The organism is Uliginosibacterium sp. 31-16, from assembly GCF_030730865.1.
Lineage (GTDB): Bacteria > Pseudomonadota > Gammaproteobacteria > Burkholderiales > Rhodocyclaceae > Uliginosibacterium.
In genome coordinates this window covers 1,629,549-1,655,098 of sequence record NZ_JAVALZ010000001.1, presented here as the reverse complement: position 1 = coordinate 1,655,098, position 25,550 = coordinate 1,629,549, and the positions used below count along the sequence as shown (strand labels likewise).

General features: G+C 62.8%; 22 protein-coding genes. 9 read left to right on the top strand and 13 right to left on the bottom strand.

From position 1 onward, the window contains the following. The 9 genes from Q9Q94_RS07770 to glyQ form a co-directional block, all read right to left on the bottom strand. On the bottom strand, positions 1-1,760 hold a 1,760-nt coding region (locus Q9Q94_RS07770; RefSeq protein WP_305979455.1), incomplete at its 3' end, for a DUF6600 domain-containing protein. Positions 1,761-1,994: 234 nt separating this feature from the next. Next, positions 1,995-3,434, bottom strand: a complete 1,440-nt coding sequence (locus Q9Q94_RS07765) for a YdgA family protein (RefSeq protein WP_305979454.1) — start codon at positions 3,432-3,434, stop codon at positions 1,995-1,997. Positions 3,435-3,633: 199 nt separating this feature from the next. Further along, a complete protein-coding gene (gene gloA, locus Q9Q94_RS07760) occupies positions 3,634-4,017 on the bottom strand; it encodes a lactoylglutathione lyase (protein ID WP_305979453.1) in 384 nt (127 codons plus the stop codon). Between the two features lie 75 nt (positions 4,018-4,092). Continuing rightward, complete coding sequence (locus Q9Q94_RS07755; RefSeq protein ID WP_305979452.1) at positions 4,093-4,644, bottom strand: hypothetical protein; 552 nt, start codon at positions 4,642-4,644, stop codon at positions 4,093-4,095. A gap of 46 nt (positions 4,645-4,690) precedes the next feature. After that, complete coding sequence (locus Q9Q94_RS07750) at positions 4,691-5,449, bottom strand: M48 family metallopeptidase (protein WP_305979451.1); 759 nt, start codon at positions 5,447-5,449, stop codon at positions 4,691-4,693. A 2-nt stretch (positions 5,450-5,451) separates the two neighbouring features. Next, on the bottom strand, positions 5,452-6,222 hold the full coding sequence (locus tag Q9Q94_RS07745; RefSeq protein ID WP_371929823.1) for a lysophospholipid acyltransferase family protein: 771 nt from the start codon (positions 6,220-6,222) through the stop codon (positions 5,452-5,454). 5 nt (positions 6,223-6,227) lie between these two features. After that, positions 6,228-6,779: a D-glycero-beta-D-manno-heptose 1,7-bisphosphate 7-phosphatase gene (gene gmhB, locus Q9Q94_RS07740; protein WP_305979497.1), complete on the bottom strand. Its 552-nt coding sequence runs from the start codon at positions 6,777-6,779 to the stop codon at positions 6,228-6,230. Between the two features lie 16 nt (positions 6,780-6,795). Then, positions 6,796-8,895 (bottom strand): glycine--tRNA ligase subunit beta, encoded by a 2,100-nt coding sequence (gene glyS / locus Q9Q94_RS07735; protein WP_305979450.1) that lies wholly within the window; start codon positions 8,893-8,895, stop codon positions 6,796-6,798. A 2-nt stretch (positions 8,896-8,897) separates the two neighbouring features. Continuing rightward, positions 8,898-9,839, bottom strand: a complete 942-nt coding sequence (glyQ, locus tag Q9Q94_RS07730) for a glycine--tRNA ligase subunit alpha (protein WP_305979449.1) — start codon at positions 9,837-9,839, stop codon at positions 8,898-8,900. Positions 9,840-9,988: 149 nt separating this feature from the next. Here glyQ and Q9Q94_RS07725 point away from each other — a divergent pair, with 149 nt between their 5' ends. Then, entirely contained in the window at positions 9,989-10,900 is a 912-nt protein-coding gene (locus tag Q9Q94_RS07725) for a hypothetical protein (RefSeq protein WP_305979448.1), read from the top strand. Positions 10,901-11,032: 132 nt separating this feature from the next. On the opposite strand, the gene lnt is transcribed toward Q9Q94_RS07725, so the two are convergent. Further along, a complete protein-coding gene (gene lnt / locus Q9Q94_RS07720; RefSeq protein WP_305979447.1) occupies positions 11,033-12,496 on the bottom strand; it encodes an apolipoprotein N-acyltransferase in 1,464 nt (487 codons plus the stop codon). 231 nt (positions 12,497-12,727) lie between these two features. On the opposite strand from lnt, the gene Q9Q94_RS07715 reads away from it, so the two are divergent. The 4 genes from Q9Q94_RS07715 to Q9Q94_RS07700 are packed head-to-tail and all read left to right on the top strand — an operon-like array spanning position 12,728 to position 16,197. Further along, entirely contained in the window at positions 12,728-13,852 is a 1,125-nt protein-coding gene (locus Q9Q94_RS07715) for an ABC transporter permease (protein WP_305979446.1), read from the top strand. A gap of 1 nt (position 13,853) precedes the next feature. After that, complete coding sequence (locus Q9Q94_RS07710; RefSeq protein ID WP_305979445.1) at positions 13,854-14,603, top strand: ABC transporter ATP-binding protein; 750 nt, start codon at positions 13,854-13,856, stop codon at positions 14,601-14,603. Next, positions 14,600-15,604, top strand: a complete 1,005-nt coding sequence (locus Q9Q94_RS07705; protein WP_305979444.1) for an MlaD family protein — start codon at positions 14,600-14,602, stop codon at positions 15,602-15,604. Before Q9Q94_RS07710 ends, Q9Q94_RS07705 begins: the two co-directional genes overlap by 4 nt. Beyond that, positions 15,601-16,197 (top strand): membrane integrity-associated transporter subunit PqiC, encoded by a 597-nt coding sequence (locus tag Q9Q94_RS07700; RefSeq protein ID WP_305979443.1) that lies wholly within the window; start codon positions 15,601-15,603, stop codon positions 16,195-16,197. Before Q9Q94_RS07705 ends, Q9Q94_RS07700 begins: the two co-directional genes overlap by 4 nt. A gap of 265 nt (positions 16,198-16,462) precedes the next feature. On the opposite strand, the gene Q9Q94_RS07695 is transcribed toward Q9Q94_RS07700, so the two are convergent. Genes Q9Q94_RS07695 through Q9Q94_RS07685 form a run of 3 tightly spaced genes read right to left on the bottom strand, consistent with a single transcriptional unit; the run spans position 16,463 to position 22,211 of the window. Further along, on the bottom strand, positions 16,463-17,860 hold the full coding sequence (locus tag Q9Q94_RS07695; protein WP_305979442.1) for an efflux transporter outer membrane subunit: 1,398 nt from the start codon (positions 17,858-17,860) through the stop codon (positions 16,463-16,465). Continuing rightward, positions 17,857-21,000, bottom strand: a complete 3,144-nt coding sequence (locus Q9Q94_RS07690; protein ID WP_305979441.1) for an efflux RND transporter permease subunit — start codon at positions 20,998-21,000, stop codon at positions 17,857-17,859. The genes Q9Q94_RS07695 and Q9Q94_RS07690 overlap by 4 nt, the downstream gene beginning before the upstream one ends. 14 nt (positions 21,001-21,014) lie before the next feature. Continuing rightward, positions 21,015-22,211, bottom strand: a complete 1,197-nt coding sequence (locus Q9Q94_RS07685) for an efflux RND transporter periplasmic adaptor subunit (protein WP_371929822.1) — start codon at positions 22,209-22,211, stop codon at positions 21,015-21,017. A gap of 185 nt (positions 22,212-22,396) precedes the next feature. Between Q9Q94_RS07685 and Q9Q94_RS07680 the strand changes: the two genes are divergently transcribed. The 4 genes from Q9Q94_RS07680 to Q9Q94_RS07665 all read left to right on the top strand — a co-directional run bounded on the left by Q9Q94_RS07680 (position 22,397) and on the right by Q9Q94_RS07665 (position 25,548). Then, a complete protein-coding gene (locus Q9Q94_RS07680; RefSeq protein WP_305979440.1) occupies positions 22,397-23,011 on the top strand; it encodes a TetR family transcriptional regulator in 615 nt (204 codons plus the stop codon). 165 nt (positions 23,012-23,176) lie between these two features. Beyond that, complete coding sequence (locus tag Q9Q94_RS07675; RefSeq protein WP_305979439.1) at positions 23,177-24,082, top strand: transporter substrate-binding domain-containing protein; 906 nt, start codon at positions 23,177-23,179, stop codon at positions 24,080-24,082. A gap of 50 nt (positions 24,083-24,132) precedes the next feature. Beyond that, positions 24,133-24,876, top strand: coding sequence for an amino acid ABC transporter permease (locus Q9Q94_RS07670; RefSeq protein WP_305979438.1), 744 nt, complete (start codon positions 24,133-24,135; stop codon positions 24,874-24,876). A gap of 12 nt (positions 24,877-24,888) precedes the next feature. Continuing rightward, entirely contained in the window at positions 24,889-25,548 is a 660-nt protein-coding gene (locus Q9Q94_RS07665; RefSeq protein WP_305979437.1) for an amino acid ABC transporter permease, read from the top strand. The last annotated feature ends 2 nt before the right edge of the window (positions 25,549-25,550 follow it).

The window sequence follows — 25,550 nt, the reverse complement described above, 5'->3', positions numbered from 1 at the left end:
TCGGCCTGGCGCTGCTCCATCTGGCGCCGCTGTTCCTCGCCCCGGCGCTGTTCTTCCTGACGCCGCTGCTCGCCCTGCTGGCGTTGCTGCTCGGCTTGCTGACGCTGCTCATCACCGCGTCGTTGTTCTTCGCGGCGTTGCTCCTGCTGACGCTGTTCAGCCTGGCGTTGATCCATCTGGCGCCGCTGTTCCTCACCCCGGCGCGGCTCTTCCTGACGGCGCTGCTCGGCTTGCTGACGCTGCTCATCGCCACGCCGCTGCTCTTCCCTCCGCTGATCCTGCTGCCGGTTTTCCCGCGAACGTGCGTCGTTACGCCACTCCTGGCGCTCGCCGGGACGGAATTCCCCGCGCTGCTGCGCCGTCCGTGGCGGCCGCTGCTCGCCAATTGACGGCTGCCGGAATACCCGATCCTGCGGCGGCTCACGGCGCGCCTGCCCGCCCTGGCGACTGTCATTTCCCGGCTTGAGCGGCAGAAACTCGCGCACCGGCAAACGCCCCGCATCGCCATGCCAGGCCGGTGTCTGCCCCGGGCGCACCGGAGCGCCGCGCACGAAATCGCGCTCGGGCAAAATTGCCACGGCACGCGGCACGCGCTGATTGGCATAGGTGGCCGGCGGGCGACGGTAATCGATGTGGTGGTTGAGCCGCTCGAGGTAGGCCGGACGATGCGCGTAGGCCGGGCGATACGGCTCGCCCGGGCCCAGCGCAAACCAGGCTACGCCAGCCATACCGGTCGACAGAGAAATGCTCCAGCTCACCCCGCCGGAGCTGCCACCGGCAAAGGCCACCAGCGCCGGAGCGTATACCGGCCGACGCACGAGCGGGCCGGGCACCCAGCCCCAACGCCCATCAATATGCGCCCAGCGGCCGTAGTGAAATGGTGCGAAACCCCAGGGCGCATCATCCACCCAGGTCCAGCCCCAGGGGGCAACCCAGACCCAGTGCCCGTAGTGATAGGGGGCCCAGCCGACAATCGTCACCCGCGGGGTCCACACCGGACCGTAGCCGGAGACCTCGCGCCAGTCACCATGCGCATCAAGGTCTTCGTAACCGGTCATGTCGCGTGAGATATAGCGCGCACTGGCCGATGCCTCTTCGCGATCATCGCGCTGCGCAGCCCAGTGCTCGAATTCGTCGCGCGGGCCGACACGGCCGGTTTCCAGCACGAACAGGTCCTTGCCATCAAAGCGCAGCCGCTGCCCGTCCTCGATCAGTACGGGCTCGCGTGAGTCATCGGCGCCATAGGCCCGGCCAGCTCCGCGCCGCACACTGACCGTGGTGGTGTCGCGGTCCGGGTTCACGTCGATACGGTACTCGCCAGGTTCGCGCAGCACGAAATCGACATTCGGCGTGCTGATCTCGATTTGCTCGTCCTCCGGATAATCGCGCACGCGGATCGAGAAGCTGCCCTGACCGAGCTTGAGGCGCAGATCCTCGTCGTTCAACTGCAGGATCTCCAGCCCGGTGCCACCAGCCAGACGCATGGCGGTGGCGCCCACATGCAGTTCGGCCCGTCCGCCCTTCTCGACCCACAGCCGGTCGCCACTGGTCAGCGGGCGGTTGAGTACGGCTTCGACCCAGTCATCCGTCTCGGCAGGAGCAAAGCTGACCGTGCCGGTGATGTGGTTCAGCCGCGCCACGCGCGCCGAAGGCTCATCGGCATCATCGGCGGCCTGCAGCGGCAAGGCGATCAGCAGGCTCAGCGCCAGCAGGCCATTCAGCAGCAGGCGGCCGGGCTTCGCAAGGTAGTGCACAGACATGGCAAGTCTCCATCATCCAAGAAGCGGCACTGCCATTATGGCAAGCCCGCCAGCGTGCTACCTGACCCCAAGCTGTCGCCGCCAGCCAGATCTGACGCGAAAAACAGATCCCTTGAAGAGGCGCATCCCGCCTTGTTTTGCAAGCGAGCCATCTGCAAAGCAAGGCTGCATGCGGGTCACCCGGCAGGCATCACCACAAGCAAGGCGCGATGCGGCTTGCCGGACAGGCAGATCTCAGTGAGCGCCAGGCCCGAAGGGTTTGTCATTCAGTGTCATGGCACCGTTGCTCAGCGCAAAGCGTGCCTGCACGAGTTCGCCCTGGCGCTCCAGATAGCCCTGCGCGACAAACGCTTCCACTTGCTGCAGCGCCATGTCGGTCCGCGCAGCGGCCTGTGCCTCATCCTCTTCCGCGGCCGGTTTGCCTGCCGTCATGAAGCTCACCGCCATTGCCGCGGGCAGCTTGAGATCGGCCTGCATGTTCACCTTGCCCATCAGCAGCATGGGGCTGGCGAAGTCTTCCGGCTTCGCCCCGTCCAGCTTCAGCGCGCCCGTCAGCAAGGCTTCACCATGCTGGTTGCGGAACTGCAGGCGATCAATGCGGAACTCCGGCTGATGCTTGAGCAGCTCGATCATCGGCTCCTGCAGGGCGGCGAGCATCACCCGCGAATTGGCGGCCGCGGTCATGTTTGCAGGGTTGGCATACAGCTCTGAGGCCTTGCGCTGCAGCGTGTCAGCGGCAGCGACCTGCAGGTGGCGCAGCGAGAAGTCGTAATGCACAGGGCCGTAGTCCTGGGCGGCGACCTTCACGACCTCGGCGCCCATCTTCGCGCTGAGATCGATGAAGCCATCCTTGGCAGGCATGTCGATGCTGTAGTTCAGCTTTTGCAGGAGGAAGGTCTTGTCGGCCTGTTCGGCGAGCTTGAGCGAGACTTCATCCATGTCGAACTGCGAGCGGCCGCTGTACATCTGCGAATCCTCGCCCAGCAGGCGCTGGCCTTCGCCACTGAAACGCAGGCCGCTGACCAGCATGCGCGTGCCCTTGTCGTCGCTCGCCTCGAGGCGTGGCACGTTTACCTGCATGGTGTAATGCCTCAGCTTGGCGCCGAATTCCATCTCGGCCTTCAAACCATCCCAGGCCAGCTGCACGTTCTCGCCCTTTTCGGTCCGGAAACTGGTCTTGAACGCCGGGCTGCTCAGCTCGCTGCGCCCGCCACCGAGAAAGGCGTAACGGGTCACCAGCTCAAGCGGTTTGGCATCTCCCAGAACCTTCTTTACTTCAGCCTGGGCTTCTGCCCCCAGCACCAGCTCGCTGTGGACCAACGCTGCCGCAAAGGTCTTTCCGCCTGGCAACGGCCCGTGCTGAATGGTGGAGCGCACCGTGAAGCGCAGGCCCGGATCGACCGGAGCATCACCCGGCACAGCCCCTTTCATGCCCATCAGCAGGGCGCTCTTCATGGCCGGCGCCAGCTCGAAGCTGACGGTTTCGACCGCATCGAACAGGCCCCGCTGATAATCGCGGCTCACCACCTTGAGCACACCTTGCTGCTCAAGCTTTTCATACTGCCCGGCAAAGTTCGCCTCGACCCGACGCCCCAGAAACCAGGCGCCTGCCGGATAGGCCAGCGCGACCGCCAAGGGAGCAAGAATGAGCGCAACGCGGGTGGGTTTGTTCATGACGGGAAATCCTCAATCGATGGATGGGCCGGGAGCCGGTCCCGCATGATGCCTCGGGCATGCGCCCGGCTCAAGCACCCGGATGGCCGGGTGCCTGCAAAGGCCCTTCGCGCCTGTCTGAGCGCACAGCCGCCCGCACAGCAAGGGATGACGGCCCTGCGCCGGCATGCTGTCTGTACAGGGCCGCTGCTTGCGGCTCTCAGGGACGCTGGATCAGCTCGATCTTGTAGCCGTCCGGATCCTGCACGAACGCAATCACCGTGGTGCCATGCTTCATCGGGCCGGCTTCGCGCGTCACCACGCCACCGCGTGCCTTGATTTCGGCACAGGCCGCATAGGCGTCCGGCACAGCCAGCGCGACGTGGCCAAATCCCATGCCAAGCTCATAGCTCTCGACACCATAGTTGTAGGTCAGCTCGATGGTCGCGCCGTCGTCTTCACTGCCGTAGCCGACGAAGACATTGGTGAACTTGCCTTCCGGATGATCGGAAACCTTGATCACCTGCATGCCGAGCACTTCGGTATAGAACTTGATCGAACGGTCCAGATCGCCGACGCGGATCATGGTGTGCAGTACGCGCATGGTATTTCTCCTTGTGATTTATGCTGCAGGCGCATGCAATCCCTTCTTTGGAGAAGTGATTACATGAATGCCGATTTATCTGACGAGCTGAATATCCTTGATGAAGAGAAGAATGTCGCCCGGACCGGGGCCGGCAATCCTGTCCTTGTTGCGCTCTTTGGCAACCCTGATTGCAACTTTTCTGTTCCTGAGCGATTTTTTCAGCGTCACAACATCGCTCTCCCCGGTCTCCTGAAACCAGTCGCCACAATGGCCGTCGCAGTACGCAGAGATTTTCTGGCCATCAGGCTTCTGAACGCTCAGCGACAGGTCGTCCAGACCACCGCCACCAAGAAGAACTCCCGTAAAAACTTCGGGACTTTCCGGTCTGACTTTACAGAAAGCGGGTACATCCGGCTCGCCCATCAGGAAACCGCACCCGCGCTTGATTTCGTCCCGGATCATCTCGCATGCATTGGATGCATTGCATGGCGGCCGGGTCGCCGGAGACACCTGAATACATTGGCGCACAAGCAAACGCGCAGGTGCCTCACCAATATCATCGCGACACGATTTTTCAGCAGCCCCAGCACCAGGAACGGCAAGCAGCGCGAGCAAGCAAAGCATTGAAACAGATTTGATGGTCATCGTTTATTTCCAAAGAAGTTACTCATACACCCCTGCAAAACGCCCCTCAAAGAGCAGGAATGATCCGGTTGGCGTGTTTCAGCGCCTCGCGTGCCTCCCCGTAGTCCGGCATCAACTCCTCGACCACGCGCCAGAAACGCGCCGAGTGATTCATCTCCAGCAGGTGTGCCGCTTCATGCGCCACCACGTAGTCGATCTGGTGACGCGGCAGATGGATCAGGCGCCAGTTCAGACGGATGCCGGAGAGTTTTGAACAGCTGCCCCAGCGCGTCCGCGCGTTGGAGAGGTAGAGTGGCGGCCGCTCGACAGGGGGCGCGAACTCGTTGAGCAGGTAGATATATTCGTCCAGCCGACCGGCGAAGTATTGCAGCGCATACTCCTGCAAGCCACGCAGGGTCAGACGGCGGGCATCTTCATGGCGGCGCAGATGCAGGTGCAGCTCGCGTCCGTTGAAGAGTTCAACCCAGCGCGCATGATTGGCGCCCGCGGTCCAGCGTACCGTGCAGGCTTCGCCAAATACCGGGATGCGCATGCCGTCGTGGATGACAGGAGGCGTCGGAACCGGACGCTGCGCCCATTCATCCAGCTTCTCGACGATCCAGGCCGCACGCTCGCGCATGAAGGCTTCGGTTTCGCGCAGGCTCACCCGCAGCGGGATCGAAACGGTCAGCCCGCGCTGATCAATCTGCATGCCCAGAGTGCGGCGGGCGCGCCGGTGCAGGACATAGGGAATCTCGCGCGGACCGAGGCGCAGGCTGCGACGCTCGCCCACCAGATTATCCGGAGCCCCGCCCGAACCGGACATGCTCAGCCCCGCACTGCCTCGGCAACCGACGCCACGGAGCCATTCCGGCGCTGGTAGTGGTGCGGAAACAGCCGGCGCATTTCACCTTCGATCCAGGCTTCTGCTTCGGCATTGACCTCTTCCGGCGTACGCCCGGCCGTCTCGATCGCCGGTCCGACGCTCACCACGATCTCGCCGGGATGCATGATGAACGCGCCACGCCGCCAGAACTCGCCGGCGTTGTGAGCAATCGGCAGCACCTTGCAGCCCGCCGCCACAGCCAAGGTTGCCCCGCCAATCTTGTAGCGGCGCTGGCTGCCGATGGGCGTACGCGTGCCTTCCGGAAACACCACCACGGAATAGCCTTGCGCCATCATCGCCTGCCCTTGCTCGACAACCTGACGCAGTGCGTCCTTGCCGCCCGAGCGGTCGATGATGACCACCGGCATGCGCGACATGCCCCAACCAAAAAAAGGAATGCGCAGCAGCTCGCGCTTGGCGACATAGGCCGACGGCGGCAGGAAGTCCGCAAAGGCCAGCGTCTCCCAGGTCGACTGGTGTTTGGCCAGGATCACCACCGGTTCGCCCGGCAGATTCTCGCGCCCGATCACCCGATAACGGATCCCCGCCAGATAACGCAGCGCCGCCAGGGTGTAGCGGCTGTTCCAGCGCGTGACAAAGTCGTAGCGCTGGCGCAAGCCCATCCAGAAACTGATGCCGACAAAACCGGTGAAAGGCAGAAAGATCAGGCCCATGAACAGGGCGAACAACAGCGAACGCAACAATTTCAACATGAGACTCAGGCTTTGTGCGGGCTTGAACCGAGCAGGTGATTGGCCACGGCAGCCAGATCCGGGAAAACCTTGGTTCCCACCGGCAGATCCGGGTCCAGCGCGGTCTTGGCGCCCTTGCCGGTCAGCACCAGATAAGGCGTGCAGCCCATCGACGCGCCCGCGACCAGATCGCGCATGCTGTCGCCCACGGTTGGCAGCCCTTTCAGATCGATGTTGAAGCGCTCGGCGATCTGCTCGAACATGCCCGGCTTGGGCTTGCGGCAATTGCAGGTGGAGTCTGCCGGATGCGGACAGAAGAAGATCGCATCGATGCGCCCGCCCACGGCGGCGGCGGCCTTGATCATCTTTTCGTTGATGGCGTTGAGCGTATCCATGTCGAACAGACCACGTCCGACGCCGCTCTGATTGGTGGCCACCACCACGCGGTAGCCCGCTTCGGCCAGCCGCGAGATCGCCTCCAGGCTGCCCGGAATCGGTTTCCACTCATCCGGCGACTTGATGAACTGCGCCGAATCGACGTTGATGACACCGTCACGGTCGAGAATGATCAGCTTCATGGGCATGTTACTGTCCTCAGGCCGAGAGTTTGGAAAGATCAGCCACGCGATTCATCAAGGCGTAAAGCTGGTTCAGCAGCGCCTGACGGTTGGCGCGCAGCGCAGCATCTTCCGCATTGACCATCACGCCGTCGAAGAAGGCATCCACCGGGCCACGCAGCGCAGCCAGCGCCTGCAGCGAACCCGTATAGTCACCCGCCTCGAAAGCCGCGTCTGCCTTGGGTTTCAGGGCGGCCACACTGGCGAACAAGGCGCGCTCTGCCTCTTCAGCCAGCAGGCTTTCGGAGACCTGCGTCGGCACTTCGCCTTCGATCTTCTTGAGGATGTTGCCGACCCGCTTGTTGGCGGCCGCCAGCGCTGCGGCTTCCGGCAGCGCGGCGAAGGCACGTACGGCCGCCAGACGCTTGGCAATATCGCCAAGGCGTTGCGGTTTCAGCGCCAGCACGGCCTCCACTTCCTGCGCCGAATAGCCCTGCTCGCGCAGGCTGCCGGCAAGGCGGTCGAAAATGAATTCGGACAACGCCCCCGAAGCATCGGTAATCAGCGAACCAAAAGCGGCGGCGGAATCCTTCACCAGCACATCCAGCGACAAGGGCAGATCACGCTCGATCAGCATGCGGATCACTCCCAGTGCATGGCGGCGCAGCGCGAAGGGATCCTTGTCGCCGGTCGGAATCTGGCCGATGCCGAACAGACCCACCAGCGTTTCCAGCTTGTCGGCCAGCGCCACCACCACGCCCACCGCGTTGCGCGGCAGGGCGTCGCCCGCGAAGCGCGGCTTGTAGTGATCCTCAATGGCGTGGGCCACCATGTCGCCGAGGCCATCGTGCTGGGCGTAGTAACCACCCATGATGCCTTGCAGCTCGGGGAACTCGCCGACCATGTCGGTCAGCAGATCCGCTTTGGCCAGTTGCGCAGCCGTTTCTGCTTCCTGCACGTCCACTTCCAGCATTTCCGCAATGCGGATGGCAATCGCGCGCACCCGCTCGACGCGTTCGCCCTGGGTGCCCAGCTTGTTGTGATACACGACCTTGCCGAGACCTTCGACACGCGATGTCAGCGTCTTCTTGCGATCCTGATCGAAGAAGAACTTGGCATCCGCCAGACGCGGGCGCACCACCCGCTCGTTGCCCTGAATCACTGCGCTGGCATCCGCCGGGGCGATGTTGGAAACGATCAGGAACTTGTTGGTGAGCTTGCCGGCAGCATCGAGCAGTGGGAAGTACTTCTGGTTGGCCTTCATGGTGAGGATCAGGCATTCCTGCGGCACGGCTAGGAATTCCGTCTCGAACTGACCGATCACCACGTTCGGGCGCTCGACCAGACCGGCCACTTCATCCAGCAGGGCTTCGTCTTCGATGGCTTTCACGCCACCACCGACCTTGGCTGCAGCAGCCGCGAGCTGGCGCACGATCTCGGCACGGCGCTCGGCAAACGAAGCGATCACAGAACCTTCGTTCCTGAGCTGCTTGGCATAACTGTCGGCATCGCGGATAGCTACTACCGGCTGGGCGGCCTCGAAACGATGGCCCAGGGTTTCGCGGCCGGACTTCAAGCCCAACACGCCGATATCGACAATCTCCGCGCCATGCAGCGCGACCAGCCGGTGCGCCGGGCGCACGAAGCTCACCGTGCTCCAGCCATCGGCCAGCTGATAACCCATCACCTTCGGAATCGGCAGCTTGGCGAGCGCTTCTTCCAGGGCTTTTTGCAGACCGGCGGCGAGCGCCACGCCTGCTTGCACCGAGTCGAACATCAGGGTTTCGGCCTTGCCTTCACCCACACGCTTGAGACCCGCCACGGCGGATTCGTCCGCGCCGAGAGCAGCCAGCTTCTTGAGCAGTGCTGGGGTGGCGGCGCCATTGGCATCCAGACCGACCGCCACTGGCATCAGCTTCTGCGACACCGGCTTGTCGGCAGCCTTGTCCGCCACATTGGCGACCTGCACCGCCAGACGACGGGGCGAGGCGAAGGACGTGACGGCGGCATCCGCCGCAGCCAGCCCCTGCGCCTTGAGGCTGTCAGCGAGCACGGAGGAAAAGGATTCACCCAGCTTTTTCAGCGCCTTGGGCGGCAGTTCTTCAACAAACAGTTCTACGAGCAGATTCTTGTTCATGATTATTCCGCCTCCTTCTTGGGGAGGTCTGCGACCCATTCTCGGGGAGCCATCGGGAAGCCCAGGCGCTCGCGGCTTTCCAGATACGCGGCGGCCACACTGCGGGCCAGATTGCGGATGCGACCGATGTAGGCTGCACGCTCGGTCACCGAGATGGCGCCACGCGCATCCAGCAGGTTGAAGGTGTGTGCGGCCTTGAGCACCTGCTCATACGCCGGCAGGGCCAGCTTCTGCTCCATCAGGTGTTTGGCCTGCTTCTCGTGCGCGCCGAAGGCAGTGAACAGGAATTCAGCGTCGGAATGCTCGAAGTTGTAGGTCGATTGCTCGACTTCGTTCTGGTGGAACACGTCGCCGTACTTCAGCACACGGGTCTGACCATTTTCTTCCCAGGTGGTCCACACCAGATCGAAGACGTTTTCCACGCCCTGCAGATACATCGCCAGCCGCTCGATGCCGTAGGTGATTTCGCCGGTGATCGGCTTGCAGTCGATACCGCCAACCTGCTGGAAGTAGGTGAACTGGGTGACTTCCATGCCGTTCATCCACACTTCCCAGCCCAGCCCCCAGGCGCCGAGGGTGGGGTTCTCCCAGTCGTCCTCAACGAAGCGCACGTCGTTCTTCTTCAGGTCGAAACCCAGCGCTTCGAGCGAGCCCAGATACAGGTCAAGGATGTTGGCCGGTGCCGGCTTGAGCACCACCTGGAACTGGTAGTAGTGCTGCATGCGGTTGGGGTTCTCGCCGTAGCGGCCATCCTTGGGGCGACGGCTCGGCTGCACATAGGCGGCGCGCCAGGGCTCCGGGCCGATGGCGCGCAGGAAAGTGGCGGTGTGGCTGGTGCCGGCGCCGACTTCCATGTCGTAGGGCTGCAGCAGGGCGCAGCCGCGGCTGCCCCAGTACGACTGGAGCGTGAGGATGATGTCCTGAAAACTGGGTTTGGCGTTCATATCGGGTGGGCCGGCGGCAAAGGCCGGGCCAGCACAAAGCGGAAAGACGCGATTTTACAGGCAAGAGGGCCCCTACGGGCAGGCCGCAATATCATGATCGCAATCCATTTGCTTATATTGAAAAGCCCGGAGCCCGAAAGGTCTTGATCATGCTGAAAAACATGCTGTGCCTGAGCCTTGCCGTGCTTGCCATGAGTGCTCTGCCGGCACGCGCTGCCGAGCCGATGAGCTTCATCCATCCGCCGCCGGAAAACCTCAATGATCAGCGCCACACCTACTACTGGGAGCTGCTCGAAGCCGCCCTGCAGGCGAACAAGGCCAAGTATGGCGACTACAAAGTGGTGTCTTATGGCACGCCGATGAACTTCCAGCGTGCGGCGGCTGAAGTGGAAGCAGGCGAAAAGGGCCGGGTCAATATCGTAGCGCGCGCGACCAATCTCGATCTCGAAGCCCGAATGCGCGCCATTCCGATCCCGCTGGACAAAGGTCTGCTCGGCTATCGCCTGTTCCTGATCATGCCGCCGACTCAGGCAAAACTGGATGCGGTGAAAAGCCTGGACGAGCTGAAGAAATTCTCGATCGGTCAGGCCTCGCCGTGGACCGACGTGAAGATTCTGGAGGCCAACCAGTTCAACGTGGTGATCGCCGACAACTACGAGGGCCTGTTCCAGATGCTGGGCATCAACCGTTTCGATCTGTTCTCGCGCGGCGTAAACGAGATCTACTCGGAGTGGGAAGGCCACAGGGCCCAGGTGCCTGGGCTCAGCATCGAGAAAAACATGGTGCTGGCCTATCCGATGCCGCGCTATTTCTTCGTGCCGCGCAACAAGGATGGCGAAAAGATGGCCGAGCGCATCGAAGACGGTTTGCGCCGCCTGGCCCGATCCGGGGAGTTCGAGCGCCGCTATCTGACCTACAAGAAACTGGTGCTGGCGGATATCAACCTGTCCGGCCGCCGCGTCTTCCGCCTCGCCAATCCGCAGCTCTCCGACAAGGCTCCGTCACTGACCGACAAACTCTGGTGGGACGATCTGGGCGCAGAACTGGCACCCAGAAAATAATCCGGCACCTGCCTGAAGAGCCGCATGCAGCGGGCTTCTTCAGGCACCGTCGATGCAGATCATTGCACCACGCAGGCTTTCAGGCATATCGGCCTGAAAGCCACGCCAGCAGCGACTCTTCAGGCCGGCCCCTCACCGCCGCCGCTGCCGCCCCAGCCCCCACAGCAGGATCGCCAGCACAGCGATTTTCACGAGCCAGTCGCCCATCCAGATGAAGGGCGTGCGCCCCTGATAGCCGCGCACCTCGCGCACCACCGCCCCCTGAGTGAAGGGCGCCAGCACCTCGGCCACCGAGCCATCCGGATTGACCACCCCGGTCATGCCGGTGTTGGTCGAGCGCAATTGCGGGCGGCCCGACTCCAGCGCACGCATCCGTGACATCTGCAGATGCTGTGGCTGGGCATGCGAGTCGCCATACCAAGCCAGATTCGACACGTTGAGCATCAGTGTCGCCTCGGGGAGTGCGCTGCGCAATTCTTCGCCGAACACGTCTTCGTAGCAGATGTTCATGGCAATTTTCTGGCCTGCCATCTCAAGCAGGGGCTGGTGATCGCCGCCCGGCGTCTGATCGGCCATCGGAATGCTCGCCAGCTTGAAGAACCAGCCAAAACCCCAGGGCTGGAATTCGCCGAATGGCACCAGATGATTCTTGCTGTAGTGCTGCACCGGGCTCGTGCCACGACTGATCACGCTGTTGAAGACGCCGCCCTGAGCATCACTGGTGAACACCCCGAGAATCGCATCACCACCGGCGGCCCGTGCGTCGCGCTCGACCAGCTCCAGATAGCCCGGGGGCAAATTCGATTCGAAGAGAGGCAGGCTGCTCTCCGGCATCACCATGATCTGTGCCGGATGCTGCCGCAGCAGATCCACATTCAGCTGCAGCTGCGCCATCAGCGTTTCGCTGCGCCACTTCTGATCCTGCGCCACATTCGGCTGGATCAGCGCGACCTTCACCGGCGCGCCCACCGGGCTCGTCCACTCGATCACACGCAAGCCCGCCCCCGCGACGCAGATCAATGTCGCCAACAGCAGCGCGCGACGGCGCAGAACGGCATCAAACCAGGCCTCGACAAACAAGGCCGACACCAGCAGCAGCAGGAAACCCACGCCATACACGCCGAACACCGGCGCCCAACCGGCCAGCGGGCTGGGCGGAGTTTGCGTATAACCCACCGCCAGCCACGGGAAGGCGGGGAACAGCTGGCCACGCAGCAGTTCGGCGCCCATCCAGCACGCCACCATCAGCAGCACCCGCACGCCCCACACCCGGCTGCGCAAGCGCACGAAGAGTGCCGCGGCCAGCGCCGGATACAACGCCAGGGCTGCGCTGAACAGCAGGATCAGGAACACCGAGAGCGGCGCCGAAATGCCGCCGAAGCGATACAGCGCCACCACCAGCCAGCACAGACCGGCGAACAGCGCACCAAGCCCCCAGGCCCAACCGAGCAGGAACCCCCGACCGGGGCGCACCTCGTCCTGCCGCAGCAACTGGTAGAGCACGCCCCAGCACAGTGGCATCAGCCAGAACTGTTCGAAGGGCGCATAGGCCAGCACGCTCAGGGCGCCAGCCAGCAGGGCAATCAGGAAAGGCATGATCGAAATCCGGAATGGGTGCGGACAGGATTCTACGCGGGGAATATTAAAGTGCTGAGTGCCGGGTGCGCAGAAGGACGCTCCTTCAGCGGCCAACGCCGATACCACCGGCACAAACTCCCGCCCAGCACCCGATCAGCGGGACTCTGCTGCAGGCAGCTTGCCCACCCGAGCAGCCCCGCTTGCCCGCCAGCACAGTAATATGCGGACTTCCGGCCCGATCCATCTGCCATGAGCCCAAGCCCCACCTCTCCCCACGCCACATTCGAGCGCCAGGACACGCTGCTGCAGGTGCGCCTGTCCGGCGCCTGGAACTGGTCTGACGCGGCCCCAGGCATGCCTGAAGAGCCGCTATGGGCGGGCCTTTCCGGGGTGCGTCTGACAGCAGACAGCCTCTCGGAAAGCGACGGCGCCCTGCTCGCCTGGCTGATCAGCTTCAGCCGCGCCGCCAGCGCACGCGGACTGGCCCTCGATACCACCGGGCTTCCCGAAGGAACGCAGCGACTGCTCGCGCTCGCGCTGGCCGTGCCGCCGCGCACCGATCACCCGACCGACACGGCGCCCGGTTTCTTTGCCAGCCTCGGCCTGATCGCCCTGCATCTGTGGGCCGACCTGCCCCGCGCGCTGCGCTTCACCGGCGAGATCACCCAGTCCTTTGCCCGTCTGCTGATCGGCAAGGCGCGTTTCCGCCGGCGCGACCTGCTCTGGCTGATCGAGGCCAATGGCCCGCGGGCATTGCCGATCTCCTCGCTGATCAGTTTTCTGGTCGGCACCATCCTCGCCTACATGGGCGCGGTGCAGCTGGCCCAGTTCGGCGCGCAGATCTACATCGCGGATCTGGTCGCCATCGGCATGGTGCGCGAGATCGGTGCGCTGATGACCGGTGTGATTCTCGCCGGCCGCACCGGTGCAGCCTACGCCGCGCAGATCGGCACCATGCAGGTCAACGAAGAAATCGACGCCTACCGCACCCTGGGACTGTCGCCCATCGACTACCTCGTCCTGCCGCGCCTGATCGCCCTCGTCCTGATGGTGCCGCTGCTGACCCTGTACGCCGGCGTGGTCGGCATCGGTGCGGGCATGCTGATCGCCACCACCGTGTTCGGCGTCGGCATTCGCGAATACCTGAACGAAACCGTGCTGGCGCTCTCCTGGGCGCATATCCTCATCGGCATGTTCAAGGGCACCGTGTACGGCGCACTGGTGGCCTTCGCCGGCTGCTGGCGCGGCATGGAATGCGGGCGCAGCGCGCAGGCAGTCGGCGAAGCGACGACCTCGGCGGTGGTTACCAGCATCCTGCTGATCACCGTGTCGGCCTCGGTGCTGACCATCATCTTCCAGCGGCTGGGGTGGTGAGATGAGTGAAGTCGCCATTTCCATCCGCCAGCTCACCATGGCCTACGGTGACAATGTCATCCAGCGCGACCTCAGCTTTGAGGTGCAGCGCGGCGACATCTTCGTGATCATGGGCGGCAGCGGCTGCGGCAAGAGCACCCTGCTGCGTCACCTGATCGGTCTGCAGGCCCCCAAGGCAGGCAGTGTCTGCTATGGCGAAGAGGATTTCTGGGCCGCCACAGAGGCCGGGCAGGATGCGCTCAAACGCCGCTTCGGTGTGCTGTTCCAGGCCGGCGCGCTGTGGAGCTCGCTGACCCTCGCCGAAAATGTGGCCCTGCCGCTGGAGGAGTTCACCGCCCTGCCGGCCGCCGCCATTCGTGAAATCGTCAGCACCAAGCTCGCTCTGGTAGGTTTGGCCGGCTTCGAGCACTACTATCCATCCGAGATCTCCGGCGGCATGAAGAAGCGCGCCGGGCTCGCCCGTGCGATGGCGCTGAATCCCGAGATCCTGTTCTTCGATGAACCTTCGGCAGGCCTCGATCCGCTCAGCTCACGCCGGCTCGATGAACTGATCCTCGAACTGCGCGACAGTCTGGGCGCCACCGTCGTGCTGGTCACCCATGAGCTGCCAAGCATTTTTGCGGTAGCCAACAATTCGGTCTTCCTCGATGCGGACAGCAAAACCATGATCGCCAGCGGCGACCCGAAACACCTCGCTGCGCACGGCCCGGAGGCCGTGCGCAACTTCCTCTCGCGTGGAGAATCCTCATGAGCCAGCGCTCCAATCCCACCCTGATCGGCGCCTTCGTCTTCGGCGCGATGATCCTCATCGTGGCGGGCATCATCCTGTTCACCGGCAGCAATTTCTTCGTCAACAAACCGCGCTACGTCCTGTACTTCGAAGGCTCCGTGTACGGTCTGCAGATCGGCGCCCCGGTGGTATTCCGTGGCGTGCAGATCGGCAGCGTGCAGCGCATCGACCTGCGCTATGACGGCGGACGCCGCCAGCTGGTCATCCCGGTGACGGTGGAGGGACTGCCGAAAAAGCTGCTGGACGTGAATGGCAACACCGCCGAGGAAGAAGCGCCAGACCCGACCGAGCTGATCGACCGGGGCCTGCGCGCCCAGCTGGCCACCCAGAGCCTGCTCACCGGCCAGCTTTACATCGAACTCGACTTCCACCCCGACAAGCCGCTGGTCTACCGCGCGCCCAGCAAGCGCCTGCCGGAAATTCCGACCATTCCTTCGCCCGTGCAGGAGATCGCCAACAAGCTGCAGCAGATCGATATCGAAGGGCTGCTCAATGATGTGGCCGCCATTGCCGACACGACCCGCAGCTTCGTGCGCAGCCCGGAGCTGGCCAACTCGCTGAAGAATCTGGACGCCACCCTGAGCTCGCTCAAATCCGTCAGTGCCAAGCTGGACCAGCGCATCGACCCGCTGGCGCAGAATCTGGACCGGACGCTGAGCACCGTCACGCGCAACATGGATGCCGTTGGCGCCTCAGCCGACAAGCTCGCCGGCTTCACCGACCAGACCGCGGCGCCACTCGCCAGCCTCAGGCAAGCCGCGGACGATCTGAGCAAGGCCACCGCCACCTTCAGCGAACTGGCCAGCGAAGGCGGCCCGGCGTTGCACAATGCCAGCCAGACGCTGAAGGAACTCAAGGAAGCCGCCCGCGCCTTGCAGGACCTTTCCGACACGCTGGACCGCCAGCCCAACTCCCTGCTCTTCGGCAGGAAACCCACGCCCCGCAAGGAGCCCACGCCATGAAGCATTTCACTCTGCGCCTCAGCGCCACGGGCCTGCTCGTCACCCTGCTCGCTGCCTGCAGCATCGCCCCGCCACAGGCGGTGCACCTGTATCAGCTCAGTCCGCAAGCCGGGGCGAGCCAGACTGCCGGCCTGAACAGCAGCATCGGCATCGGCCCGCTCAAATGGCCTGACTATCTGAATCGTCGCCAGCTCGTCATCCGGCTGGATGCCGGCAGCATCGAAACGGCCGAGAATGATCGCTGGGCAGAACCGCTGGACGCCGGCTTTGAACGCGTTCTGCGCGACAACCTCGTTCGCCAGCTCAACCCGCAGCGCCTGCAGTCTCACCCCTGGCCGCTGAATGACGCTCCGGCCATCCATGTCCCCCTCGAAGTGCTGCAGTTCGACACCAGCGCGCAAGGCACGACGGTGCTGCGCGCACGCTGGCGCATCGTCGGCCGGGACCGTAAAGAATTGCTCGGCGAGCGCGGCAGCGAGATCCGCGTACAAGCCAGGGATGGCAGCCCGCCAGCCGCCGTGGCAGCGCAGAGCGAAGCACTGGCGCGACTGAGCGAGGAAATCGGCAAGGGGCTGCTTGCAGCAGCGAAGTAAGTCGCCAGCGACATTTGGAAACGCAGAACCGGGGACCGGCCGGCAGCCAAAGAGCCCCGTGCAGCGGGCCTCTTCGGGCAATATGCCGCAAGACGCTTTACGGCCGGGCTTCTGCAGCACGGCATGCTGCAGAAGCCCGTCGCAAGCGGCTCTCCGCGGCATCATCCGGTAATGCGCCAGACCCCCACCGAACGCTCGCGCTCACCTGAATGTAAAAACGGCCACTGGAATCCAGTGGCCGTTTTGTTCTGGCGAACGACGGCAATTACTCTTTCACGCCGCCACCCAGGACCTTGTACAGCGTGACCTGATTGCTCTGGCGGGCCAGACGGGTACTGATCAGGCTCTGCTGGGCGGCGTACTGGCTGCGCTGGGAATCGAGCACCGTCAGATAGCCGGCCACGCCTTTGTCGTAACGTGCTTGCGACAGGCGCAGGGCGTCGTCGGTAGCGGCATTCAGCGCGGTTTGCGCGTCAAGCTGCTCACCGATGGTGGCGCGCTGGGCCAGCGCATCGGCCACTTCGCGGAAGGCGCTCTGCACGGCCTTCTCATACGTTGCCACCTGCGCCACCTTGCTGGCATTGGCCGCGTCGAGATTGGCACGATTGGCACCGCCATTGAAGATCGGGATGCTGATCTGCGGAGCGAAACTCCAGGTGCGCGCAGCGCCGGTGAACAGATCCTCCAGCGCAGGGCTGATGAATCCGGTCGAGGCCGTCAAACTGATCCGCGGGAAGAAGGCCGCACGCGCCGCTCCGATGTTGGCGTTGGCAGCAATCAACTGCTGCTCGGCCTGCAGAACGTCAGGCCGGCGCAGCAGGGTTTCTGCCGGCAGGCCCGCAGGCAGCTCGGCTTGCGCCATCGCCTGAGCAACCAGCAGCTTCGGCTGCAGATCGGCCGGAACGCCCGTCCCTGCGAGCAGGGTCAGGGCATTTTCATCCATCGCGACCTGGCTGGTGTAGCGCGCCGCGTCGATCCGTGCGGATTCGACGCTGGTTTTGGCCTGTGCCAGATCGAGACCGGAGGCCGTACCTACGTCGTAGCGCCGTTGCACCAGCGCGAGCGAATCGCGCTGCGCCTGCAGCGTGGCCTGAGCCAGTTGCAGACGTTCGCGGTCGGCGCCCAGCGTCAGCCAAGCGTTAGCGACTTCGGCAACGAGACTGATCTGCACGCTGCGACGCACTTCCTCGGTGGCCAGATACTGGGCCAGCGCCTGATCCTTGAGGCTGCGCACGCGGCCGAACACATCCAGCTCGTAGCTGGCAAAGCCAACACCAGCGGAGTAGGTCCGCGTAACCCGCTCCTGCCCGGTCGTGGACATTGCTGCCGTGGTGCGTGAGGCCGTTTCACCGGCCGTGGCATTCACCGCCGGCATCAGGTTGGCGCGCTGGATCTGGTACTGCGCACGGGCCTTGTCGATGTTGGCAATGGCAACGCGCAGATCGCGGTTGTTGCTCAGCGCCAGTTCGATCACCCCGCGCAACTGCCCATCGGCAAAATACTCCTGCCAGCCGATGTCGGCCGCAGCCCGGCCGTTCTGCTCCGCGCCTTGCCAGGCGGAAGCCACCGGCGCAGCGGGGCGCTCATAGGTCGGGGCCATCGTGCAGCCTGCGGCAAGGCAGGCCATTGCGACCGCGAAACTCAAACCGGTCTTGTTCATCATTGTTGCTTCTCCTGCTGGTGAGCCTGCGCATAGCGCGGCACCTTGCCCTTGAACAGCTTGCGCACCGCCACGAAGAACACCGGAACCCAGAATATCCCGAGTATGGTCGCGGTAATCATCCCGCCGAGCACACCGGTACCGATGGCGTTCTGCCCACCCGAGCCGGCGCCGGTAGCAATCGCCAGCGGCAGCACCCCGAGGCCGAAAGCCAGCGAAGTCATCAGGATCGGACGCAGACGCTGTTTCACCGCCAGCAGCGTAGCCTCGATAATGTCCATGCCTTCGTCCTGCAACTGCCGCGCAAACTCGACGATCAGAATCGCGTTTTTCGACGCCAGACCAATCGTGGTGAGCAGGCCGACCTGGAAGAACACATCGTTCGACAAACCACGTCCGCTGGCCGCCAGCAGCGCCCCGATCACACCTAGCGGCACCACCAGGATCACCGAGAAAGGCACCGACCAGCTCTCGTACAACGCAGCCAGACTCAGGAACACCACCAGCAGCGAGATGGCATACAGGGCTGGCGCCTGCGAGCCAGCCTGACGCTCCTCGTAGGAAATCCCGGTCCATTCGTAACCGATGCCTTCCGGCAGGCTGGCAGCAATCCGCTCGACCTCGGCCATGGCGTCACCGGTACTCTTGCCCGGCGCCGGCTGCCCCACAAGCTGAACCGAAGGATTGCCGTTGTAACGCTCCAGACGCGGCGAACCATAGGACCAGTGCGCCTTGGCAAAAGCGGAGAACGGCACCATCTGACCCTTGGCATTGCGCACGAACCACTTGTCCAGATCTTCCGGCAGCATGCGTGAGGCGGCCTCGCCCTGCATGTACACACGCTTGACGCGCCCCTTGTCGACGAAGTCGTTGACGTAAGCACTACCCCAGGCCGTTGCCAGCGTGTCATTGATATCGGAAAGCGACAGGCCCATGGCCGTGGCACGCGCCGAATCGATATCCACCTGGTATTGCGGCGTATCATCCTGACCATTCGGACGCACCCCGGTCAGCACCTTGCTTTGCATCGCCATACCAAGGAACTGGTTACGCGCGGCCATCAGGGTCTCGTGCCCGACACCGGTACGGTCCTGCAGCTTCACGTCAAAGCCGCTGGCGTTGCCGAGTTCGGCCACAGCAGGCGGAGCCATGGCAAACACCATCGCGTCACGAATCTGCGAGAAGGCCATCATGGCACGGCCGGCAATCGGCTTGACGCGCAGATCTGCACGCGGACGCTCATCCCAGGGTTTGAGCTTGACGAAGGCCAGACCCGTGTTCTGCCCGCTGCCTGCGAAGCTGAAACCAGCGGCAGTGAAGATGGACTCGACAGCTTCGGTTTCCTTGGTCAGGAAGTGTTCCTCAACCTGCTTGAGCACCTCGACAGTCCGTTCCTGTGTAGCACCGGCCGGCAACTGGACAATGGTGAACAACACGCCCTGATCTTCATCCGGCAGGAAGGCCGTCGGCAGGCGCATGAACAGCACCCCCATACCGACCACGATCAGGCCATACACCAGCAGATAGCGCGTGCGCTTGCCGAGCATGTTCCCCACCGCACGGGTGTAGCGCAGCACGCCAGCATCGAACATGCGGTTGAAGCCGCGGAAGAACCAGTTTTCGCTGAAATGCTCACCCTGATGAATCGGCTTGAGCAGGGTCGAGCACAGCGCCGGAGTCAGCACCAGGGCGACGACCACCGACAGCACCATGGCCGAAACAATGGTGATCGAGAACTGACGATAGATCACACCGGTCGAGCCGCCAAAGAAGGCCATCGGCACAAACACCGCCGAGAGCACCAGCGCAATACCCACCAGAGCGCCGGTAATCTGATCCATCGACTTCTTGGTGGCCTCGTAAGGCGACAGTCCCTCTTCGCTCATCACCCGTTCGACGTTCTCCACCACCACGATGGCGTCATCCACGAGCAGACCGATGGCCAGCACCAGCCCGAACATGGTGAGGGTGTTGATCGAGTACCCAAACGCCGCAAGCACACCGAACGTCCCCAGCAGCACCACCGGTACGGCAATCGTCGGAATCAGGGTGGCACGCAGGTTCTGCAGGAACAGCCACATCACCAGGAACACCAGCACCACGGCTTCGATCAGGGTCCACACCACTTCCTTGATCGAAGTCTGTACGAACGGGGTGGTGTCATAAGGCACTACGGCCGTCATGCCCTTGGGGAAGAATTTCGACATCTCGTCGATCTTCGCCTTCACGCCCTTGGCGGTTGCCAGGGCATTAGCGTTGGAGGCCAGCTTGACGGCCAGACCAGATGCCGGCTTGCCCTTGAAGCGGGCCACCACACCATAGTTTTCACCGCCCAGCTCGGCGCGTGCCACATCCTTGAGTCGTACCGTGGATCCGTCTGCATTGCTGCGCAGGATGATCTGGCCGAATTGCTCCGGCGTCTGCAAACGGCTCTGCACATTGATCGTGGCATTCAGCTGCTGGCCCGGCACTGCGGGCGTACCGCCGAGCTGGCCGGCCGAGACCTGGACATTCTGTGCGCTGATCGCGCTCTTGACGTCTGCGGGGGTGAGCTTGAAGTTGTTGAGCTTGGCCGGATCGATCCAGATGCGCATGGCGTACTGGGACCCGAACAGCTGGACTTCACCGACACCCTCCACGCGACTGAGCGGATCGATCACATTGGCAACCATGTAGTCGGAAAGGTCGGTCTGACCCATGCTGCCATCTTCCGACACAAAACCAACCACCATCAGGAAACTGCTGGAAGTTTTGGCTACCGTCACACCCTGCTTCTGCACCTCTTGCGGCAACATCGACAAGGCCGTCTGCAGCTTGTTCTGCACCTGCACCTGGGCGATGTCGGCATTGGTGCCGGCAGCAAACGTCAGGGTGATGCTCACGCTGCCGGAGGAGTCACTGGCGGACGACATGTACAGCAGCCCGTCCAGACCCTTCATTTTCTGCTCGATGATCTGGGTCACCGAATCTTCAAGGGTCTTGGCCGAGGCACCAGGATAGGTCGCGGAGATGGACACCGTCGGCGGCGCAATCGTCGGGTACTGCGAAACCGGCAGGGTTTCGATCGACAAGGCGCCGGCCAGCATGATGACCAGCGCGATCACCCATGCAAAGATCGGGCGATCAATGAAAAAACGTGCCATGAATCTTCTCCTTCTCAGCGGCCGGCGGCCGGTGCGCTGGCGGCGGGAGCCGAAGCGGCACCAACAGGCACCGGCTTGATCACCACACCGGGACGCAGGCGCTGCAGACCTTCGACGATGACCTGATCACCCGGCTGCACACCGGCACTGACCAGCCACTTGTCACCCATGGCCTGCTCGGTCTTGATCACGCGCGGCATGAATTTGCCTTCCGGAGCGACCACCATGACCACCGCCTCGCCCTTGGTGTTGCGGGTCACGGCCTGTTGCGGCACCAGGATGCTTTGCTCGCGCGCGCCCGTTTCAAGCACGGCACGCACAAACATGCCCGGCAGCAGATCCTGCTTCGGGTTCGGGAACACGGCACGTACGGTCACGCTGCCGGTACCGGCATCCACCGACACATCGGTAAATGCCAGCTTGCCTTCCAGTGGATAGGCACTGCCATCTTCCAGCAGCAGACGAACCCGCGCCTGGCCATTGCCGGCACGCTTGAGGACACCACTGGCCAGATCGCGCTTCAGGCGCATCAGATCGGCGGCTGACTGGGTGACATCCACGTAGATCGGATCAAGCTGCTGCACAGTTGCCAGCGCGGTAGCCTGATTGGCCGTCACCAGTGCGCCCTGCGTCACCGAGGAGCGGCCAACACGCCCGGAAATGGGTGCAGCTACATGGGTGTAGCCGAGGTTGATGCGCGCAGTGTCGAGTGCGGCCTTGTCGGCAGCTACACTGGCTTCGGCCTGCTTGAATGTGGCCTGTGCATCGTCAAAATCCTGTTGGCTGACAGCCTTGATGGCCACCAGATCCTTGTAGCGCTCGGCCTTCAGGCGTGCCGTGGCCAGACTGGCTTCGGAGCGGGCCAGTGCCGCCTTGGCGCTGTCGAATGCGTTCTGGAAGCTTGCCGGATCAATCTGATACAGCGTCTGCCCCGCTTTCACGTCACCGCCTTCGGTGAACGCGCGCTGCTGGATGATGCCACCAACCTGCGGGCGGATCTCGGCAATTGCGTACGCCGATGTGCGCCCGGCCAGCTCCGTCGAGAGCCCCACTGTCGCCGCCTCCAGCGTCACCACACCGACTTCGGCGGGCGGCATCTGTCCTGCGCCGGCACCCGCAGCTCCTTGCTGACCCTTGCTGCAGCCACCGGCAGCCAAAGCCGCCAGCATCACCGCCAGCACCAGCCCGTTTTTCTGGCCAATTTGCATCATGTTGTTCTCTCCACTGCGCTTTTGAGACAGACCAAGCCTGTCGGGGGAATGAAATAGGAGGGCATCCAGAGATGGTTCGCAATTCGCACCATCGGTTGATGCGTGAACTATACATACATCCTTGTATGTATGTAAATCATCCGCTACCATGATTTACATGAATTCACTCGCCACCCCTCATCAGTATGGTTCGTAAAACCAAAGAAGAAGCACAGGCAACCCGCAATCAGCTCCTGGACGCTGCGGCACGCCTGTTTTGCGAACAAGGCGTCGCCAGTTCCTCGCTACATGAAATTGCCGAAGCCGCCGGACTGACTCGCGGAGCCATCTACTGGCACTTCGAAAACAAGGGCGACCTTCTGACTGCGCTCTGGGAGCGCGTCGCCCTGCCCATGCAGCAGGCCTTTGACGAAGTCGCGCAACAGCAAGCCATGGACCCGCTCGCCCGCATACAGCGCAAGGCATGCTGGGTTGCCGAGTGCATCGAAACCAACGAACCCGTCCGCATGCTCATGACCATCCTGATGCTGCGCTGCGAGTTCACCCAGGAACTGGAATCCACCCGCGGGCACTTCCTGCGGGTTCGCGAAGACTGCCTCACCCAGATGGCGGAAGAAGTCCGGCTCGCAATGCAGGCGGGGCAACTCGATCCGGCCCAGGACAACGAAAAAATCGCTGTTGGTCTGTTCGGTCTGGTTGATGGCCTATGCTTCCACTGGTTGATCGCCCCTGGGCGTTTCCAGATAGCCAGCGTCACCCGCCTGAGCGTGAGCGCCTACCTCGCCGGCTTCAAACCCTGAACCACGGGTTTCGCCGACTCAAAATCACACAAACCTGACGACAGTCCAAAGTTATACTGTTTCTGTCGGGAATCTCCAGGTTAGCCTCAAGACTGGTACGATTTTCGCGTGCATTCGTCGCAGTGTCGCTTCCGTCACACTGTTTGTTCCGTTCTAGGAGGAATCATGCAAAAGCATCACCTGCTTCTGGGTCTCGTCATGGGCCTGATCGCCAGTACCGCCACCGCCCAGCAACTGGATGGCACGCTGAAGAAAATCAAGGACAGCAACACCATCACTCTGGGCATCCGCGAGTCATCGTTCCCGCTGTCCTATCTTGATGCCACCCAGAAGCCGATTGGCTATCACATCGACATCTGTAATGCCGTTGTGGATGCGGTGAAATCCCGCCTGCAGCTTCCCAAGCTGGAAACCAAGACCCAGGCCGTCACCTCGCAGAACCGCATCCCGCTGATCGTGAACGGCACCATTGATATGGAATGTGGCTCCACCACCAACAACGCCGCACGCCAGTTGCAGGTGGCCTTTGCACCCACCACCTACGTCACCAACGTACTGATGGCGGTGAAGAAATCCTCCGGCATCAAGAGTCTGGACCAGCTCAGTGGAAAACCGGTCGCCACCACTACCGGCACCACCAGCGTGCAGCTCATCCGCTCGCACGAAAAGGGCAAGAACATCGACTTCAAGGAAGTCTATGGCAAGGACCACGCCGACTCCTTCCTGATGCTGGAAACTGATCGTGCCGTCGCCTTCGTGATGGATGACAACCTGCTGATGGGCCTGATCGCCAACTCCAAGACGCCGCAGGATTACGCCATTGTCGGCGAGCCGCTGTCGGTCGAGCCGATCGCCATCATGCTGCGCAAGGATGACCCGCAGTTCAAGGGTCTGGTGCACGCCACCATCGCCAACATGATGAAAACCGGCCAGCTCACCAAGCTCTATGCCAAATGGTTCAACTCGCCGATTCCTCCGAAGGGCGTGAACCTCTCGGTGCCGATGAGCGAGCAGCTGAAGGCCGCCATCATCAATCCGAACGACAATCCGGCTGAAAACTACAAGAAGTGATGACCTGCACGCGCGGTGGTGCTCGCCACCGCGCGTGATCAGGAAGGGGAATGGCTTTGAACTACAAGTGGAACTGGGGGGTATTCTTTGAAACCATCCCGTCCGGCGACGTCACCTATCTGACCTGGATCCTCCATGGTCTGGGCTGGACGGTCGCCATCTCGTTGTGCGCCTGGGTCATTGCCCTCGCGCTGGGCAGCATCATTGGCACCCTGCGTACCGTGCCGCATCGCGGCATAGCCCTGATCGGCCACGCCTGGGTCGAGTTTTTCCGCAACGTGCCGATCCTGCTGCAGCTCTTCATCTGGTTCTTCGTCGTGCCCGAACTGCTACCCCGCGATCTGTCGATGTGGGTCAAGCAGGACATGCCCGCCAAGGAGTTCATCACCGCCGTGCTGGCGCTGGGCCTGTTCACCTCGGCTCGCGTTGCCGAGCAGGTGCGCGCCGGCATCCAGAGCCTGTCGCGCGGTCAGCGCAGTGCCGGGCTGGCGCTGGGCTTCACCCAGGCCCAGACCTATCGCTACGTGCTGCTGCCGATGGCCTTCCGCATCATCATCCCCCCACTCACCTCGGAATTCATGAATGCCTTCAAGAACTCCGGCGTGGCTTACGCTGTCGGCGTGTGGGAACTGGTCTTCGTCTCTCGCCAGATGGTCGAGGAAACCGGCGGCCAGGTTATCGAAAGCCTGATCGTGCCAACCGTGCTCTACATCATCTGCTCCTACGCAGCCAATCTGCTGATGAGCGTCATCGAACGCCGCTCGCACGTGCCCGGCTTCATCGTGGCGAAATAAGGGGCGACGACCATGTTCAACAATTTCGATTTCTCCGTCATCCTGCCCAGCCTGCCCTACATCTGGGAAGGGCTGATGTTCAGCTTCAGACTCACCGTCACCGCCATGCTCGGCGGCATCATCATCGGCACCCTGCTCGCACTGGCGCGCCTGTCCGGCGGCAAGACGCTCGGCTTCGCGGCCAAGACCTATGTCGACCTGATGCGCTCGGTGCCGCTGCTGATGATGATCCTGTGGTTCTTCCTGCTCGCGCCCTTCTTCATCAAGATCACGCCGGAAACGTCTGCACTGATCACCTTCACCCTGTTCCAGGCCGCGTTCTACAGCGAGATCATGCGTGCCGGCATCCAGAGCATCCCGCGCGGCCAGATCAATGCCAGCTTTGCCATCGGCATGACCTACTGGCAGACCATGGGCTACGTGATCCTGCCGCAAGCTTTCCGCAACATGATCCCGGTGCTGCTCACCCAGACCTTCATCCTCTTTCAGGACACCTCGCTGGTCTACGCCATCGGCGCCACCGACCTGCTCAAGGCGGCTGACAACACCGGCAAACTCTACGGTCGCACGGTCGAGATGCTGATCTTCGTGTCACTGATCTATTTCGTCATCTGCTTCTCGCTGTCCATGTTCGTCAAGTACATGAACAAGCGCATCGCCATCATTCGCTAGGT